The organism is Planococcus koreensis, from assembly GCF_004761975.1.
GTDB classification, from domain to species: domain Bacteria; phylum Bacillota; class Bacilli; order Bacillales_A; family Planococcaceae; genus Planococcus; species Planococcus koreensis.
In genome coordinates this window covers 1-16,873 of the sequence record NZ_RQII01000014.1, presented here as the reverse complement: position 1 = coordinate 16,873, position 16,873 = coordinate 1, and the positions used below count along the sequence as shown (strand labels likewise).

Here is a 16,873-nt window from a genome sequence, read left to right as displayed (position 1 = left end):
TCCTTTAGTATACACTCGGGTTCTTTTCCCGTTCGATGAGGCGGCCGACGATGACAGACTTGAACGCCCAGCCAAGAACGAACAAGAACAGCGAATTCGCTATCATTGTCGGCCATAGGCGGGTCGCCAAAAATGTGCCGGCTGGAACGTCGGTCAACGAAATCAACGTGAAAAACTGGTACAGCACGAACTCGAAAAGAGCTGTGAGCACCAACGTCAACAGCGTCGCTACGAATAAATTCCGCTGCACCGTCTTTACCGTGTATCCGGCAACCACACAAATGGCCGGATACAAAAAAGAATATAATCCAATAATATCAATGAAAAAGACATCGTACAAGAGGCCGAAAAATAATCCATAATACATCGCATGTTTTGTATCAAAATAAACCGATACGAAGATCAGGAACATGATCAAAAAACGCGGAACAATATAATAATATTCGCCGCCCAGCTTGAGCGGCGAAAACAGGCCGAAGACCGGTTCCATGAAAAACAGCACCAAGCCGATCCCCAGAATCAGGTATCTCATCATGGGGCCTCTTCCTCCGCTGTTTCGCCGTTATCCTCGCCGTCGACTTCCGGCATTACCCGGTCCGCGATGACGACGTGATTGAGCAGTGAAAATTCGGCCGCCGGTTTGATGTAAGCCAATTTCGTCAAGCCGAACTCGTCAATCGCCACTTCGGTGATTTCGCCGATGATGATGCCTTTCGGGAAAATGCCGCCGAGGCCGCTCGAGACGACTTGCTGGCCTTTTTTGATATCGATGTCCGCATCAATGCGCTTCAAAAGAAGTTCGCGGCGTTCGCTGTCATAGCCTTCAATCAAGCCGAAGACATCTTTCTTGCCGCCGATGACCATCGCCGAGACCCGGTAATTCGGGTCTTGCGTCGAAATCAATTCAACTGTCGACGTGAACGGAGTCGTCAGCGTCACTTTGCCGATAAGCCCCTGGGCCGTCATAACCGCCATGTTTTCGAGCACACCGCTTGATGAGCCTTTATTGATGATGACTTTTTCTTCCCATTGGTCCGGGTTCCGCGCGATGACAGTCGCTTGGATCGGGTTGTAATCACGCATATCCGCTTCTTTGCCGACCAACGCTTTCAGTTCGCTATTTTCCGAGCGCAGGTCCGTCACTTCCGCTTGCACTCCGGCGAATTCTTCGAGACGTGATTTCAAATACTTATTTTCCTGGTATGTATTCAAAAGAGAATCGACATTATCAAAAATTCCTGTGACAAAATGGGCAGGTCCGGAAAAGACCATTTGCCCGGCCCCGACGCCGTCCTTGATGAGCTGTTCCGGCAGCGACACGTTGTCACGGTCGCGCAGGGAAAATGAAATCAGCGCAACAAGCAGGATAACGCCGAGCAGCAGCAAAATCAGCCGCTTGTTTGAAAAAAAGTGGAACATTTGGGGCAATCCTCCTTATTTATGCGATTGCTGGCGTCGAATCTGGCTGATGTTGTCCAGTGCTTTGCCGGTGCCGATCGCGACACAGTCAAGCGGGTTGTCTGCGATGAAGACAGGCATATCGGTCTGGTCAGCGATCACTTTGTCGAGGTTCTTCAACAAAGCTCCGCCGCCCGTCAAGACGATTCCGCGCTCCATCACATCCGCTGATAATTCAGGCGGCGTTTTTTCGAGTGTGCGGCGTACGCCTTCGATAATCGATGCAACCGACTCTTTCAACGCTTCAGCAATTTCTTCCGCGGAAATTTCAATCGTTTTCGGCAAGCCAGTTAAAAGGTCGCGTCCACGAATATCCATTTTAGCATTTTTCTCCGCTTCTGTTACTGTGCGTGCAGAACCGATTTCAATTTTAATCGCTTCAGCTGTGCGTTCCCCGATTGTCAGGTTATAGGTCTTGCGGATGAATTGCGTGATCGCAATGTCCATCGCATCGCCCGCGACGCGGACCGATTCGCTTGTGACGATGCCGCCAAGCGAAATGACAGCCACTTCAGTCGTCCCGCCACCAATATCGACGACAAGGCTTCCCGTAGGTTCCCATACTGGCAAGTTTGCGCCGATGGCAGCCGCGAATGGTTCTTCGATCGTGAACGCTTCACGTGCGCCTGCTTGGCGGGCAGCGTCAATGATGGCGCGCTTTTCAACCGATGTAATGCCAGAAGGCACACAAATCATGACGTTCGGCTTCGACCATGAAGTGCCGGACGCTTTCATCGCACCCTTCAGGTAATACTGTATCATTGCTGTCGTCGTATCGAAATCCGCAATTACTCCGTCTTTCATCGGACGAATTGCAACGATAGACCCAGGAGTGCGCCCTATCATATTACGTGCATCATTCCCAACAGCTACTATTTCTTCTGTGCTGGTATTTTTTGCCACTACGGACGGTTCCCGCAGTACAATCCCTTTATTTTTAATGAATACTAGGGTATTCGCAGTCCCTAAATCAATTCCCACGTCTTTCGTTCCAATTCCAAACAAGTCAAATCTTCCCTTCTTTATATGCACATTTGCCATAGAGTAAATACAATACTACTCATTATAGACGATTAAGAAAGAAAGTAACAGTCCTACATGAACCCCTTTTCGTTTAAAGAAATGAATTGATGGTCCCCTATTATGATATGGTCCAAAAGTTCTATTCCGATGATGCTTCCTGCTTCCAAAAGCCGTTTTGTGACAGCAATATCTTCCGGCGAAGGGGCCGGGTTGCCGGACGGGTGATTGTGGGCGCAGACGATCGATGCCGAAGAACGCCGCACCGCCTCGCGGAAAATTTCCCGCGGATGGACGATGCTGGCATTGAGGCTGCCGACGAAGATCGTCTGTTTATGCATAACCTGGTTTTTGATGTTGAGGAACAGGACCACAAAATGCTCCTGTTTAAGCGAAGTCATGTCCGCCATCAAGTAATTGGCGGCATCTTTGGGGGAACGGATGGTGTATTTCGTGTCTGTCTGCTTAGAGGAAAGGCGCCGGCCCAGCTCGACCGATGCCAGGATCTGCACCGCTTTCGCCTGGCCGATGCCTTTAATGGCTGTGATTTCTTCAATCGTTGCATCTTTTAAATGATGAATTTGTTCAAAGGAAAGCAAAACCCGATTTGCGAGATGCAAAACGGATTCCTGCTTGGTGCCGGTGCGCAGCAAAATCGCAATCAATTCCTGATTCGATAAGCTTGTCGCCCCTTGGGAGATGAGCCGCTCGCGCGGACGGTCGGCTGAATGGACTTCGCGCATCATCAGCGCCTGTTCCGTCAGCATTCGACGCGGCTCCCCTGCAATTCGATGTAACCAGACAACACGAGCTTCTGCGCAAGCGAAGCAATCGGCAAGCCGACGACCGCGTTGTAATCACCTTCGATCGCTTTGACGAACAAGCCCGATGCCGTCTGGATGCCATAAGCACCTGCTTTGTCATACGGGTCCGGTGTCGCAGTGTACGCTTCAATCCAGTCCTGCGGCAATTCGTGGAACGTCACACGTACGATTTCGTGGAACGATTGCACACTGCCGCCTTTGATGATCGACACAGCAGTAATGACGTCATGTGTTTGGCCGGACAGGCGGCTAAGAAACTCTTTCGCCTGCGCTTCGTTTTCAGGCTTCAACAAAATGTCGCCGTCGAGCACGACGACCGTGTCCGAGCCGATGACGACTGCTTCGGGATGGTCTTTCGCAACGTCTTTTGCTTTAAATAGCGCACACTCAATGACATAGCCCATTGCTGTGCGGAAACCCTCCGGCGTCGGCTCGTCTTTCAAACTCGGTTCTACAGTAAAGTCGATGCCCAGGCTTTCTAATAGTTCACGGCGGCGCGGTGAAGCGGACGCCAGGATGATCGGTTGTTTGGCTTTGAATTTCATGGATGGATTCCTCCCTTTTTTAGCATCATACCGAATTTCGGCGCCGTTGAAAATTGTCGCTAAAAAGGAAAAATGATTTTTGCTGCGAATTAAGGCTTGAAAAATGAAATTTGGCACTGAATTTATGTGAGAATCGATCCCCTGCGAGGTTTGAATAAATATTTTGTATAAATGTTGCGCCCCTGTGTCAGCTGAAATTGAAAAACATTTGTGTCTGACACGAGGGCGCAAAAAACCCCAACAAAAAAAGATGAAGCACAAGGCTTCATCCCCAGAAATTCATATACCAGTTCAATAACGCGTCGCTCCAGAAATAGACGATGACGGCGCCGAGCGCAATCGATGGGCCGAATGGAACCGGCGTTTTGCGGCCTTGGTTCTTGATGCGCAGCATGATGATACCCGCAATCGAGCCGATTAATGATGCGAAGAACAAAGTCATCAGCGTGCCGGACACGCCGAGCACGAGCCCAATGACGAAGAACAGCTTGATGTCCCCGCCGCCCATGCCGCCTTTCGATGCCATGGCAATCAATAGAAGGATGCTGAATCCCAGTGACGCGCCGAGCAGTGAATCCCACCACGGATCGAGTGGGATGAACAATCTTAAGACAAGCAGCAACGCGCCAATCGGCAACAATACTTTATCCGGAATAAGCATGTAAGCAATATCCGACACCGTGATGATGACAAGCAGCGACACGAACAAAATCGCGATGATCAATTCCGGCTCGAAGCCGATCTTCCAAAACGAAATGGCGAATAGCACGCCGGTGATGAATTCCATCAGCGGGTAGACCCAATGGATTTTTTCGCCGCATGAACGGCAGCGGCCTCGCAGGAATAAATAAGAAAAGACGGGCACTAAATCAAGTGCCGTTAATTGCCGGTCGCATTTCGTGCAATGTGACGGCGGAAACGCGATTGATTCTTTTTTCGGCACGCGCAAGCCGACGACATTATAGAATGAGCCGAAGACGAGCCCGAAAATCGTGAAGAACACAGTGTATGTAATTGCCATAATAGACCTCTTTTACGGATATTTTTTAAAAGAAAAAGGGAAATCAATGTGATTTCCCTTTAACGGCGTTCCGGAATGATCAGGGTCTCACCGAGCATGACAGTTTTATCAGTCTTGCCATTCGCTTGCTGAATTAGCGCTTCACCATCGCGGCTGTTGAAATATTGAACAGCGATCGAGAACAAGGTATCGCCTTTTTGTACTTTATGATAGCCGGCTGTCTGCGCGCCAGCAACGTTCGGGTTCGGTTCCGCTGGTACTGCAGCGGAATCTTCTTCGATGTCGACATCGACGTCAACTTCAACATCCACCGCAGCTTCTTCTGCCGGTACTGCCTCGTCTGGAGCAGAAAGGTCTGTGCCGTCATTTTGGGCAAGCGGGTTGACTTTCCCTGCCGGCGGAGGCGCATCCACTTTCGGCAATGTATCAAGCAATGCAATCAGATCCGGGCGGAAATACGCGGAAAAGCCTAAAGTGACTTCAATCAGCTCGCGCTCCTGGTCTGCCGTCGTGACTTCTTCCAATGCACCGAAATCGATTGAGTCAACAATCAAGATGCGGTCCATCGCTTCGATTTCCTTGATAAACGAAGTGATGTTCTTATAATCTGCAACTTCAATCGACACGGTCGTCTGCACTTCCTGCAAATTCTCCAAACCTTCGACCGGCACCGGCAAAACGACCGGCTCTTCTGTAATCGCGATATTCGTCACAAGCGAATTCGACAGCAATTCTGCTTGTTCGATTTGCAGGACAATCAATTCCGATAACGGTTCAATCGAAACTTTTTGCTGCAATTCGCTCGTGCTGATTTTTTCGCCTTCCGGCAATTCTTTGATTTGCGTCTGCAATGCCATTAATACGTCGCGTTCAGAGCTCAACGATTGCTCGGCTTGCAACGCTCCGTCGCGCGCAGGCGCGTACACCATGAAATAGGAATACGCAGCAAGCGCCAATAAGAAAACTGCTGCAAGGACGATCAATGCTGTTTCTTTTTGACGTTTGGTCATGCTGCTCATTGGTCATCACCTGCCGTTCCATCTGTTGGCACTGGCGCTTCAGTTGCAGGCGCCACCGGTGTTTCTGATTCTGTTGTCGGCGCTGGTGCAGGTTGATCGACTTCGACATTGACATCGACTTCAGCTGCCGGCGCTTCTTCTGCCGGCGGCGTTTCGGCCGGAACCTCTTCTGTAACCGGTTCTTCTACAATGATTTCGCCTTCAGGCGTCAACGCAGGGACGCGGCCATCGACGAAGATCAAGGTATAAGTCGCGAGGTATCGCGGGTTGATAACCGGTGCATCTTCATCAATAATAACCGTGCCGTCTTCCGCCGTTTCTTCTTCAAGCTCTTCTTGCACCACGGAATCCAATGTTGCCGATTCGAGAAGGCTCGACGTTTTCAGCTGCGCCAAGTAGTATGCAGCTTCACGGGCTGTATCAAATTGAACACCCAATGTCGCGACGTCCATGCCGGTATAGGAAAAGCTGTCGAAAAATCCGCGTACCGGCAATTTCGACACCAATTCCGCTAGCAGCGGCAATGTATCGAATTGATAGCTTTCCGCCCAATCGACAGTTGCTTTCAATTGCTGTTCTTCGTTCATGCCTTGCACCGCTTCCAGTTGTTCACGAAGCATCGCCTGTTCTGCTTGCACTTGCACGGTTTGCGCCGCAGCTATTGCCTGCTGTTCTTTATGGCCGCCGGCGAGAAAAGCGAAAACCGCCCAAATGATTACTGCCACCAATAAAATGGCAATCGCCGCAACGATCGAAGCGGGACGGTCCCGTTCTTTCTGCGGCAATAAATTAATATCTACTAACATCGTCACACCTCTTTCAGCGCAAGGCCAATGGCGCGGTTGAAACGGCTCGGTACATCTTTCGCGCTATCGGAAGGAATGTCATCCAATACAACCGGCGCAACCGGCAGCAAGAAGCGTTCTTCCAGGCGCGCTTTAAATGCCGGCCAATTATCGTATTCGCCGTTGCATACTACTTTCGTGATGCCGTATTCGCCTTCATTCATATTATAGCGGTAGAAGTTGGCAAGCTTTTCTGCCTCTTCTTCGACAATTTCCATTACTGACGCCGGGTCTTCCATGATTGTACCGGATACGTCGAATTCCACTGGCCGCATGAACAGCGGGAAATGCTCGTGGAAAATCGACACTGTCATTTTTTTCGATTGCAGATCGATGAGCATGATGTGCTCATCTTCTGCAAAGTCATGCTGCAGGTACGCGAGCCGGTAAAGAGCAAGCGGCGTGATGTCGGCTACGACCGCCTTCATTTTCGCAGAATCGAGCGCCGACTCATAATCGTCGATGACCGATTCTTTCGAAGCGATGATGATTACTTCCGGATTGTCGCTGTCAACATGGTACGGCACCACATCGAAGACGGGATCTTCGAATGGCAAGTAAAGAGTAGAACCGATTTCGATGAAGAAATGCCCTTTCAGCTCATCGGCTTCGACGCCTTCAGGGTAAGGCACTTTGCGGATTGTAACGAATTCGTCAGGGGCGAGGAAGCGGACTGACTTCTTAGAGAGACCCCACTGATTGACAGCCTTATCGAGCATCGATTCCAGCGCTTCCATGTCAGCCACTTTGCCATCTTCAATGATCCCCGGCGGCAGAGCCATCTCTTCCGCACAGCTCAATTGAAGGGGGGCAATCGACTTCAGGTCGACATGGCGGATCGCGTCTTCTTCTATAGTTATTGTCGCGACTCGCGCTTTTCTCGTTAAAAACGATAAGGCCATTTTCTCAGCTCCTAATATCAAAATTAATTGTTAATCGTTAAACCAGCAGCAGTTACTGCACTACCTTTTATTGCGTTAGAAGTAATCCCATCTGTTGTAGCGCCAGTAAAAGTCACATTTCCAGATGAAGAAAAAGGTATAGCTGGAGTTGAAATTTTAATTGGATTTGTATTTGTAAAAACTGTAACCCCCGCAGCAGCTGCTACTCCATCAGTTGTTGCTGGTAATTTACCAGCTGCATCTAGGTAACCGGCATCAATTAAATCTTTTGCGCTAGCAGTCGTTTCTGTAGGGTTTTCTGTAAAGAAAATATTTGCTGCACTTATTCCATTTGTAGCATCAGATTTAACTGCACTTAAGCGGCTATTCTCAATAATATTCCCAATCGCTGGAATAGCAATTGCCGCGATGATCGCGATGATGACGATAACTGCCAAAAGCTCGATCAACGTCATACCTTTCTGGTCTTTCAATTTCTGTTGGATAAATTTCTTCATTTCATTTCCCCCTCTTATTTTGTCTTAATCGTACTATGATGAGTACATGTTTATTATATCAATAGTACCAAATTAAACAATAGCAATTATAGCAATTATTTAGAAATTTTTTCATAATTAATGTTAATTATACCTACAATTTATCTACATTTTGGAACATCTCGAACATCGGCATCATAATAGCTAGTATTATAGTCCCGACAATTGTAGCAAGCACGACAATCATTAACGGTTCGATCAATGCTTTCAATTTATCGGTCTCGGCATCGACTTCCTGTTCGTAGAATTCCGCTACTTTTGCAAGCATGTGGTCGAGTGATCCGGTTTGTTCGCCGATTGAAATCATGTGCGGGATCAGCGGCGGAAACGCCCAGTGGTTGCGCATCGGTTCGGTCAGCGAACCGCCTCGTTCAAGCGAATCGCGCGAAGCGATGATGACTTTCGACATCACAGCATTGCCGACGACTTTTTCGGTCATCGTCATGGCCTGCAAGATCGGCACGGAACTCGAGAACAAAGAACTCAAGGTACGTGTCAGGCGCGCCAATGCGGATTTCTTGAAAATATTGCCGAATATCGGCATGCGCAGCAAGAACGTATCAAGCATCAATTTACCCTTTTCCGTTCGTTTCATGCCCCAAATTGTCGCAACGAAAAGCAGAATCGCCCCGAGTACGATATACCAATACACTTTGACAAATTCACTTGCCCCGAGCACAAACTGCGTGACGATCGGCAATTCACCGCCAAAGCCTGCGAACATTTCCGCGAACATCGGTACGATCGACGACAGCAGGAAAATAACAACGCCCATTGCGATGACACCGACAACAACCGGGTAAGACATCGCGGATTTCACTTTCTGTTTCGTCTGATAGGCTTTGTCGTAATGCGTGGCCAGCCGGTCGAGCGATTCATCGATATTCCCAGAAAGCTCGCCTGCACGGATCAAGTTGACCGTCAGCGGTTCGAAGATTTTCGGGAATTTCGCGAACGAATTGGAAAGCGAATTGCCTTTGCGCAAGTCTTCGTCGATTTCCCCTAAGGTTTTCTGCAACGCTTTCGATTCCACTTGCTGCGACAGGATTTTCACAGAATCGACGATTGTCACGCCGGAGCGCATGAGCGTCGAGAACTGGCGCAGGAACATGATGAACTGGTCTTTTTTGACGGGTGCACCGAATGAGATATCTTTTTGCAGCGCCGTCGTCGGCATTTCGCGGATATCGATGACGCGGACGCCATCATCACGCAGCTTTTGGACGGCAGCTTTGCGGTTTTCGGCGGTGATGATGCCGGACCGGATTTTTTTCTTATCGCGCCCTTCGTATTTAAAACGCGCCATGCTATTCCTCCCCTTCCAGGTAAGGCTGCGCCACTTGCCGCGAAATCTTGCCCCGTTTCAGCAATTCCTGCACCGAGGTAGACATCATGTGCATGCCGGCAGCGCGGTTCGTCAAGATGACGTTCGGGATCTGGTGCACTTTTTCCGTGCGGATCAAGTTGGCCACGGCGGTGTTGTTGATCAAAATCTCCGTTGCCGCAACGCGCCCTTTGCCGTCCACAGTCGGCAGCAAGCGCTGCGAGATGACCGCTTTCAGAATGCCGCCGAGCTGCGTGCGGATTTGTGCGTGCTGTTCAGGTGGGAAAACGTCGATAATCCGTTCCACAGTGGAAGCGGCACTTGATGTATGGAGCGTGCCCATGACCAAATGGCCCGTTTCCGCTGCGGTGATGGCGGTGGTGATCGTTTCCAGATCCCGCATCTCCCCGACCAGGATGACGTCCGGGTCTTGGCGCAATGCAGCGCGCAAGCCGTTGGCAAACGATTTCGTATCAAAACCGACTTCGCGCTGGTCGATGACCGACGTGCCATGGCGGTGCATGTACTCGATCGGATCTTCAAGCGTGATGATGTGCTTTGTCATCGTTTCGTTCATGTGGCGGATGATAGCTGCAAGCGTCGTGGATTTCCCGGAACCCGTAGGCCCTGTAACCAAGATTAATCCTTGGTGCGTGTCAGCCAATTTCTTTAATGTGTCCGGCATGTTCAAATCGTCGATGCTCGGAATTACGGTCGGGATGGAGCGGAATGCGTGCGACACTGAACCGCGCTGTCGGAATGAGTTTACACGGAAACGTGCGACACCTGGTATGGAGTATGAATAATCCATCTCCCCTTTTTCCAAAAACGTTTCCCAGAGCGCTTCCGGCATCAGTACTTTCGCGATTTCTTTCGTTACTTCCGGCATCATTTTTTCATCGCCGTATTGCTTCAAAGTACCGTGCATGCGGAATACCGGCGGGATGCCGGCCGTCATATGGACATCGGAAACTTTCATATCGATGGCTGCTGTTAAAACGGTATCTATATAGTTAAGAGTTGTATTCATGGCGTTAATCTATCATGGCGACGCGTAATACTTCCTCGGTCGTCGTCATGCCCTCCTTCACTTTTAATAGGCCGTCGTCAATAAGAAAAATGGTATTGTTGCGGACAGCGATTTCACGGATTTCCGCAGCTGTGCCGCCGCGGTTGATGACCATTTTCATCGGTTCATCGACGATGAGCACTTCGTGGATGGCCATACGCCCGCGGTAACCAGTCATATTGCATTGCGAACAGCCTTTGCCGCGCGAAACGACATCTAACGTGATGCCGCGTTTTGCGGCGATGTCCTGCTCCCGCGGAGTCGCAGGCTGGATTTCGCGGCAGTCGCGGCATACTTTGCGGACGAGCCGCTGGGCAACGACGCCGTTAAGCGATGCTGTCACAAGGAATGGTTCAACGCCCATGTCCATGAGACGTGTAATCGATGCAATCGAGTCATTCGTATGGATGGTGCTGAGCACCAAATGTCCGGTGAGCGATGCCCGGATGGAGATTTCTGCGGTTTCTTTGTCGCGGATCTCCCCTACCATGACGATATCGGGATCCTGCCGCAGAATCGACCGCAAACCGGCCGCGAATGTCAAACCGACATTTGCATTTACCTGGATCTGGTTGATGCCTTCGAGCTGATACTCGACGGGGTCTTCAACGGTGATGATGTTGACTTCTTCGCTATTGAGTTTATTGAGCGCCGCGTAAAGCGTTGACGATTTGCCGGAGCCGGTCGGGCCGGATATCAGCACGATGCCGTTCGGCTTGTCGATTTCTGCCATGAAGCGTTTCATGTTCAAGTCGGTGAAGCCGAGCTTTGAAATGTCGGTCAAGTTATTGCTTAAGTCCAGGATCCGCATAACGATTTTTTCCCCGAACACGGTCGGCAGCGATGACACACGCAAATCGATGGCACGGAAGTCGACATGGGTTTTGATGCGGCCATCCTGCGGCACGCGATTTTCGGTGATGTCGAGGTTTGCCAGGATTTTCAAGCGGGCGGTGACCATCTGCTGCATCGTCTTCGGCAAGATGCGCTCGGTGCGCAGCGTGCCATCGATGCGGTAGCGCACAAGAATCTTGCTTTCTTGCGGATCCAAATGGACATCGCTCGCTTTCATCGAAACGGCATTCGACAAGATCTGGTTGACGAGCCGCACAATCGGCGCGTCGATATCGTTCAAGTCTTCCTGCTGTTCCGCAGACTGCGGCATGTCCTCCAGGATATCGTCGTACGACTCTTCTTCGTAGTACTTGGCAATCGTGCGCATGACGTCATCTTTCGATGCAATCGCCGGCTCGATCTGGAAGCCGGTCGTCAGGCGCAAATCGTCGATGGCGAAAAAGTCCGTCGGGTCGGTCATGGCCACGTATAATTTATCGCCTTCGGTTTTCAGGGGCACGAGCATTTTGCGCTTCGCGAAATCTTTCGGCACGACATTGAATAATTTCGGCTCGAATGGATAACGGAACAGCGACACATGCGGGATGCCCAGCTGCACTTCCAGCGTTTCGATCAATTGCTGTTCAGTGATGTGGCCGCGCTGCACGAGCGCATCGCCTAATTTCTGGTCGTTCTGCTTGCCTTCTAAGGCGCCTTGCAGGTCCGCTTCTGTCAGCAGACCCAATTCGATCAATATATCTCCTAATCGTTTACGAGTTCTAGCCAAATTATTTCCTCCTCAACACCACATTACGGCTGTACTAAATTTCCGCCTTTGTCGCGTTCTTCTTCGGTTGATGGCGTCGGAGCTACCGGCGGCTGCCAATCGTGCAGCCCGTCGCCGTCTTCATCCACGAAGTCCGGATCGCCGGCAATCGGCGCTGGCGTTACGACAACGGGTGCATCATGAATGCCATCGCCATTGGTATCAATGAAACCGGAGGCGCCTGGCTGCGGTGTAATAACGGCTGTTGGTGCATCGTGTACGCCGTCGCCATTGGCGTCAACAAAGCCGGGCTCTCCCGGCTGCGGTACAACAGCTGTGGCCGGTGCATCATGCACACCGTCGCCGTTTGCGTCAACAAAGCCGGGTTCTCCAGGTTTCGGCACTGCTGCAACAGGAACTTCCGCTGCCTTCAGCGCAAAAACTTCGATTTTATGGACCGGCGGGTAAAAGTCGGTCGATATCGGTTCGACTTCAAGCTCTTTGCCGTCCATTAAGATAGTGCGCAGCACATTGACGCGCATGCCGTTGCGCCCTTCTTCTTTCACCACACTGCCGGAAGCAACGAACGAACTGTATTGTTTGATCAAGCGCGGCTCTACTTTTTCTTCTGCGCCAGTCTGGATTTCGTAATCATAAACAAGCGGCAATCCGCTTAACTCCGCTTTGACGGCTGAACTGTCGAGTGACACATTCAGTGTTACAGAGCTTTCATTCGGATTGGTGAACACCAAATCGATGCCCAATTGGCGGTTGATCGCCGCCTCTTTCCCGAGTGGTACGGAAACCGGGGCAGCCGATCCGATGCTGCGCTCATCAACTGTGAGGTTGCTTTGCAGCACAGCTGAATAGATAGCAGACGCAATTTGCGAAAGTTCACCATCTGTTATTTCCACAAGCGGCAATGCCGTGATGAAATCAAGGAATGAAAACTTCATACCTGGCTCGATTACAAAGCCGTCCAACGCTGATGCTACAGCTGATCCTTCAGCGCTTTTGATAGTATGTGTAAATGAAGCGGATGCAATCACTTCACGTTCGACCGCCAAAGTTTCATCACTAATTGTCACGAGCGTCTGTGATTGTCCTGCTGAAAGCGCAGCAGCCAATTTGGCGTTGACCGTGTTGATATCCGCCTCAGAAAATGACGCTACCGGGAAGTGCTCCGCCAAGAACGCTGCGGTCGTATCAGGAGAAAGCTGGAAACGGAAGCCGTTTTGCACGCCGTTCTCCGCATTCAACAATGTTTCATCAACTAAAATTTCAATGGTCTCAATCGGGTAGTCCGCCACAGCATCCTGGTAGGAAACTTGCAGGCTGGACGCCGCACGCCAAATGTCTGATTGGCCCGCAAACAACCCCTTCGCCTGTTCGACTTCCATATTGGAAACATCGGTCGTGCCGATATAGGTGTTGTCGCCGAACTCTTCTGCTGGAAACAGCCACGTGTCTACCGCATATGCGCCGGCATTTGATGCACCGAAAACCAATAACCCTGATGACAGAACTGCGGCAAACGTTAATCCGAATACTTTATTGTTCACGTGAATGCTCCTTTCCCATTGGCTGGATCGACTGCATGCCAAAACTCGGCGGCACGGTTTCTCTTTCCGGCTGGGGTTCTTCTATTGTTTCTTTCACTTTTTCTGCTGCGGGTTCTTGCTGCACACTGATTTTTTCAGCTTTCGGTGTGCTTTGAAGCTTATTTAACACCGGCTGAGTTGTTGCATCTGGTGAGATAAGTGACTGCCTGCGCTCTTTGCGTTCTTCAGCGAGGCGCTGATTTTCAAGTTTTTCCTTTTCAAGCATTTTCATGTAAATCATGGCTGCTCCAAGAGACACCGCAACCAAAACCAATAATGCCATATACCACGAAAGAACCGATTGGACGATCAAGGCAATTGCGGCAGCAGCGAGACCACCGCCGCCAATCGCTCCTTTCTTAGCTGCCGGCACTGATTTGAACTTTAAGATGAGGACCGCTGCTGCAATCGCTGCAAAGATAATAAAAAACAAAAATTGAACCAAAATGTAACCCCCTGTAAAATAACGTGCTTATTGGCTTGCCATTTCATTAATATTCCACGTCGAACTCGAACCCTGGTTCTAGGACACTTGGCACGGAAACTTCTGTTTCTTCATCAATCGTTTCACTGATCGTCACGCCGCATGCCGCAAGGAAAGTGGTATAGGACGCAGTCGGCTCGGCCATTTGGCGAACATAGAGCGCTGTTCTTTCAGGATCATCGACATAAGAGTTTCCGCTTTTCTTTTTCAAGATGAATTTATTGCTGGCGTCTCGGGTGTAATAGATGAGCGAACCGCTATTCGTGAATGCCACTTCTTCCTTCAGCCTGGTGAGGTCAGCAGGAAGGATTCGGTCTAAATCTATGCACAGCCGTGAATGATTATCGATTTCAAAATTCTGGCCCCATTGCAATTTCGATACGGCTTTGTCTATTTGATCAGCCGGGACTTCTCTTCCAAGGACAAGAAAATTGGTATAATACATATTCTGGATATTGCTGTCTACGTCGAGCTCTTTCACAATGACGGTCTGTTTGCTGCCGTTTTTCCCTAAATTCGTTAAGTTATTGCCGGTTGCCAGTTCGCCGTTGACCAGCAAATTGGCGTTGATCATATTATTCATATTGTTGAATGCATCTATATCGTCCTCTTCAACCACGATGCTGATTCCTTCCATATCGAGGGAGTTGCAGTTGGCTGAACACACTTCCGTTAAAAAGTCGCTGATATAAACTTTAAAATCTTCAGGGTTCAAGCCTGCTTCCTTGATATCTGCCAGAAATTCCGTCAGCGTTTGCCCGGCTGCAAATTTGCATTCGTACAGAGGATAAAGCACGGTTGACCCGCTTTCAACTTGGTCAAGCATTGCTTCACACGAGACGGTTGGTTTAACAGCATCAAAAATGTCTGTGTACGTGATATCATCTTTTGTCACCGGAACTTGCGTATGGACGGTCAACGATTCGTTTTCATCCAAAAACGTCTCAGGAACTTCAATTGTAAAGAAAGCTTTCAATTCTTTCGTGACGGTTTGGGAAGTGCCCGACATCCCTAAATTGACTCTGATCTTTTTCACATCATCGTAATCGGTTGCAGCGCCTCCAGCATCATTCAGTTTGTTGCCTGAAGCGGATAAGATGGTGTAATTTATCTGTCCGGAAGAAAACGGAACAATTTCATCTCCTGTCAAATCGTTTAATGCTGCAATTTTCGCAAAGACCTTATCGATGTATATTTTTCTCATATCCGAGTCGATTTTGGCTTCTGTTGCTGCAATTTCCGCATCATCCGAACATAGCGCACCTCTCGGCGGCTGGATGCAGGCGATCAAATCATTGACAGCTATTTGTGTTTCTTGGGAGATCTCCATTTTTATGAGTTCCAGCTCTCTTTGGAAATCCGATGTGAAATAATTAACGCCCATCTCAGCTGAAGCAACAGATTGGTTCGTGATATCGACCGTCTGTTCCTGCTTGGCATTATTCAATGAACCGGCCATGAAAGTCGCAGAGATGCTGAGGAAAAGCACAATGATTAACAAAACAATCAATAACGCGTAGCCTTGCTGGCTTTTTAAATGCTTCATTGTTTTGCTCCCTTCAATTCTAATTTGTAAGAATCCTAGTCAACGCTGTTTTAATCGTTACCGAATTGTTAGAATTGTTCAGATCTGTGAGTTTCAAGATGACATCGGTATTCTTTTTCTTCGGTTCAATGCCTAACACTTGATCAACCGGCGTAGAATCATGAGAGTCGATCACAATGCCATTGATCACGGTGCCGCTAAAATCATATTTCTGGTCCAGCACTTGGCTTGAGCAGCTGCCAGAGGCGGAGCAAGTTTCAATCTTCAGCTTATTTCCTTCAAAGACCAATGAATAATTGCTGTTTCTTCGGTGTTCATTCGTCAAAGTTGCAATAATAATATTGGCGTCTTGCTGCATAAGCGTCTTTCCAGTTTCTACTGCCGTATGTTTAAACCCGATCGACAAGGCGGTCCAGGCAATGCCGGCAATGATGGAAACAAGCGCAAGAGCCGCCAGCAACTCCACAAGAGACATCCCTTTCTGGTTGAGCTTCATATTAACCACCCACACTTTCTTAAGGCGTTCCTTCTGTAGCTTTATAGGATATAAAAGAAAACGTCTCACTGCTCAATCGATATGTTTCCGGGCTTGTGGCATTAATATCGTAAATTTTTAAATGGACCTTGTGCAATTTAGTCGGTTCCAGCTTTGCACAAGTCCCTGCAGCCGGTGCTTCTCCGATAACCGCCGGGTTTAAATAAGTTTCGCAATTCAAGTAAATATCAGCTTCATATAAATAATCGGATTTTTTTTGATAACGGTCGAAACCAGATTCATGTGAGCTTAAGGTGTAGCCTTCCGCTGCCATTTCAGCAGCCATTTTTGCTTCAGACAAGTAATCCGGCATTCCTGTATCAGGCGTCACGGCACTGGATACCAATACCTTCTTCCATTTATCAGCAGCAACAAGATCTGCCATTTCCTGCCTCGCCAGATTCATCGTATCCAATTTGGTTTCGGTTTTTTCATTAAAAAGAGTCATTTGCGGGAAAATAGTCATGATTCCAATGAAAACGACGCTTAAAATGACAAGCGCGGCAAGAACTTCTACTAGCGTCAAACCATTTTCGTCCTTAAA

The 16,873-nt window shown here is 49.2% G+C and carries 18 protein-coding genes; all 18 read right to left on the bottom strand.

Annotated elements, in window-relative coordinates; all coding sequences use genetic code 11:
- Positions 1-4: 4 nt before the first annotated feature.
- Complete coding sequence (gene mreD, locus EGV91_RS02895; RefSeq protein ID WP_135500676.1) at positions 5-535, bottom strand: rod shape-determining protein MreD; 531 nt, start codon at positions 533-535, stop codon at positions 5-7.
- Positions 532-1,419, bottom strand: a complete 888-nt coding sequence (gene mreC / locus EGV91_RS02890; RefSeq protein WP_175580259.1) for a rod shape-determining protein MreC — start codon at positions 1,417-1,419, stop codon at positions 532-534. Before mreC ends, mreD begins: the two co-directional genes overlap by 4 nt.
- Positions 1,420-1,434: 15 nt before the next feature.
- Entirely contained in the window at positions 1,435-2,463 is a 1,029-nt protein-coding gene (locus tag EGV91_RS02885) for a rod shape-determining protein (protein WP_135500674.1), read from the bottom strand.
- Positions 2,464-2,552: 89 nt separating this feature from the next.
- Entirely contained in the window at positions 2,553-3,245 is a 693-nt protein-coding gene (radC, locus tag EGV91_RS02880) for a RadC family protein (RefSeq protein ID WP_135500673.1), read from the bottom strand.
- A complete protein-coding gene (locus tag EGV91_RS02875; RefSeq protein ID WP_135500672.1) occupies positions 3,239-3,847 on the bottom strand; it encodes a Maf family protein in 609 nt (202 codons plus the stop codon). The genes radC and EGV91_RS02875 overlap by 7 nt, the downstream gene beginning before the upstream one ends.
- A gap of 265 nt (positions 3,848-4,112) precedes the next feature.
- Positions 4,113-4,868: a prepilin peptidase gene (locus tag EGV91_RS02870; RefSeq protein ID WP_135500671.1), complete on the bottom strand. Its 756-nt coding sequence runs from the start codon at positions 4,866-4,868 to the stop codon at positions 4,113-4,115.
- A 59-nt stretch (positions 4,869-4,927) separates the two neighbouring features.
- The gene (locus EGV91_RS02865) at positions 4,928-5,887 is read right to left on the bottom strand and encodes a LysM peptidoglycan-binding domain-containing protein (RefSeq protein ID WP_158290560.1); all 960 of its coding nucleotides are present in this window, start codon (positions 5,885-5,887) and stop codon (positions 4,928-4,930) included.
- Entirely contained in the window at positions 5,884-6,693 is an 810-nt protein-coding gene (locus EGV91_RS02860; RefSeq protein ID WP_135500670.1) for a PilN domain-containing protein, read from the bottom strand. The genes EGV91_RS02865 and EGV91_RS02860 overlap by 4 nt, the downstream gene beginning before the upstream one ends.
- A 2-nt stretch (positions 6,694-6,695) precedes the next feature.
- Positions 6,696-7,634 (bottom strand): type IV pilus biogenesis protein PilM, encoded by a 939-nt coding sequence (gene pilM / locus EGV91_RS02855; RefSeq protein ID WP_135500669.1) that lies wholly within the window; start codon positions 7,632-7,634, stop codon positions 6,696-6,698.
- 23 nt (positions 7,635-7,657) lie between these two features.
- A complete protein-coding gene (locus EGV91_RS17450; RefSeq protein ID WP_135500668.1) occupies positions 7,658-8,131 on the bottom strand; it encodes a prepilin-type N-terminal cleavage/methylation domain-containing protein in 474 nt (157 codons plus the stop codon).
- 133 nt (positions 8,132-8,264) lie between these two features.
- The gene (locus tag EGV91_RS02845; RefSeq protein ID WP_135500667.1) at positions 8,265-9,476 is read right to left on the bottom strand and encodes a type II secretion system F family protein; all 1,212 of its coding nucleotides are present in this window, start codon (positions 9,474-9,476) and stop codon (positions 8,265-8,267) included.
- A 1-nt stretch (position 9,477) separates the two neighbouring features.
- Positions 9,478-10,524: a type IV pilus twitching motility protein PilT gene (locus tag EGV91_RS02840; protein ID WP_135500666.1), complete on the bottom strand. Its 1,047-nt coding sequence runs from the start codon at positions 10,522-10,524 to the stop codon at positions 9,478-9,480.
- A gap of 4 nt (positions 10,525-10,528) precedes the next feature.
- A complete protein-coding gene (locus EGV91_RS02835) occupies positions 10,529-12,184 on the bottom strand; it encodes a GspE/PulE family protein (RefSeq protein ID WP_135500665.1) in 1,656 nt (551 codons plus the stop codon).
- Between the two features lie 23 nt (positions 12,185-12,207).
- Positions 12,208-13,725 carry a VanW family protein gene (locus tag EGV91_RS02830; protein ID WP_135500664.1) on the bottom strand — a complete coding sequence of 506 codons (1,518 nt, stop codon included), beginning with the start codon at positions 13,723-13,725 and terminating at the stop codon, positions 12,208-12,210.
- Positions 13,715-14,209 (bottom strand): hypothetical protein, encoded by a 495-nt coding sequence (locus EGV91_RS02825; RefSeq protein WP_135500663.1) that lies wholly within the window; start codon positions 14,207-14,209, stop codon positions 13,715-13,717. The genes EGV91_RS02830 and EGV91_RS02825 overlap by 11 nt, the downstream gene beginning before the upstream one ends.
- Before the next feature lie 46 nt (positions 14,210-14,255).
- Positions 14,256-15,794 carry a hypothetical protein gene (locus EGV91_RS02820; RefSeq protein WP_135500662.1) on the bottom strand — a complete coding sequence of 513 codons (1,539 nt, stop codon included), beginning with the start codon at positions 15,792-15,794 and terminating at the stop codon, positions 14,256-14,258.
- Positions 15,795-15,813: 19 nt separating this feature from the next.
- Entirely contained in the window at positions 15,814-16,290 is a 477-nt protein-coding gene (locus EGV91_RS02815; protein WP_135500661.1) for a prepilin-type N-terminal cleavage/methylation domain-containing protein, read from the bottom strand.
- A 19-nt stretch (positions 16,291-16,309) separates the two neighbouring features.
- A partial coding sequence (locus tag EGV91_RS02810; protein ID WP_135500660.1) for a type IV pilus modification PilV family protein occupies positions 16,310-16,873 on the bottom strand: 564 nt, incomplete at its 5' end.

What these genes read in the sequence shown, in the direction of transcription:
- EGV91_RS02845 (WP_135500667.1), bottom strand. Translation starts at nt 9,476, where the DNA reads ATGGCGCGTTTTAAATACGAAGGGCGCGATAAGAAAAAAATCCGGTCC.
- EGV91_RS02875 (WP_135500672.1), bottom strand. Translation starts at nt 3,847, where the DNA reads ATGAAATTCAAAGCCAAACAACCGATCATCCTGGCGTCCGCTTCACCG.
- EGV91_RS02815 (WP_135500661.1), bottom strand. Translation starts at nt 16,290, where the DNA reads ATGAAGCTCAACCAGAAAGGGATGTCTCTTGTGGAGTTGCTGGCGGCT.
- radC (WP_135500673.1), bottom strand. Translation starts at nt 3,245, where the DNA reads ATGCTGACGGAACAGGCGCTGATGATGCGCGAAGTCCATTCAGCCGAC.
- EGV91_RS02870 (WP_135500671.1), bottom strand. Translation starts at nt 4,868, where the DNA reads ATGGCAATTACATACACTGTGTTCTTCACGATTTTCGGGCTCGTCTTC.
- EGV91_RS02840 (WP_135500666.1), bottom strand. Translation starts at nt 10,524, where the DNA reads ATGAATACAACTCTTAACTATATAGATACCGTTTTAACAGCAGCCATC.
- pilM (WP_135500669.1), bottom strand. Translation starts at nt 7,634, where the DNA reads ATGGCCTTATCGTTTTTAACGAGAAAAGCGCGAGTCGCGACAATAACT.
- EGV91_RS02820 (WP_135500662.1), bottom strand. Translation starts at nt 15,794, where the DNA reads ATGAAGCATTTAAAAAGCCAGCAAGGCTACGCGTTATTGATTGTTTTG.
- EGV91_RS02860 (WP_135500670.1), bottom strand. Translation starts at nt 6,693, where the DNA reads ATGTTAGTAGATATTAATTTATTGCCGCAGAAAGAACGGGACCGTCCC.
- mreD (WP_135500676.1), bottom strand. Translation starts at nt 535, where the DNA reads ATGATGAGATACCTGATTCTGGGGATCGGCTTGGTGCTGTTTTTCATG.
- EGV91_RS17450 (WP_135500668.1), bottom strand. Translation starts at nt 8,131, where the DNA reads ATGAAGAAATTTATCCAACAGAAATTGAAAGACCAGAAAGGTATGACG.
- mreC (WP_175580259.1), bottom strand. Translation starts at nt 1,419, where the DNA reads ATGTTCCACTTTTTTTCAAACAAGCGGCTGATTTTGCTGCTGCTCGGC.
- EGV91_RS02865 (WP_158290560.1), bottom strand. Translation starts at nt 5,887, where the DNA reads ATGAGCAGCATGACCAAACGTCAAAAAGAAACAGCATTGATCGTCCTT.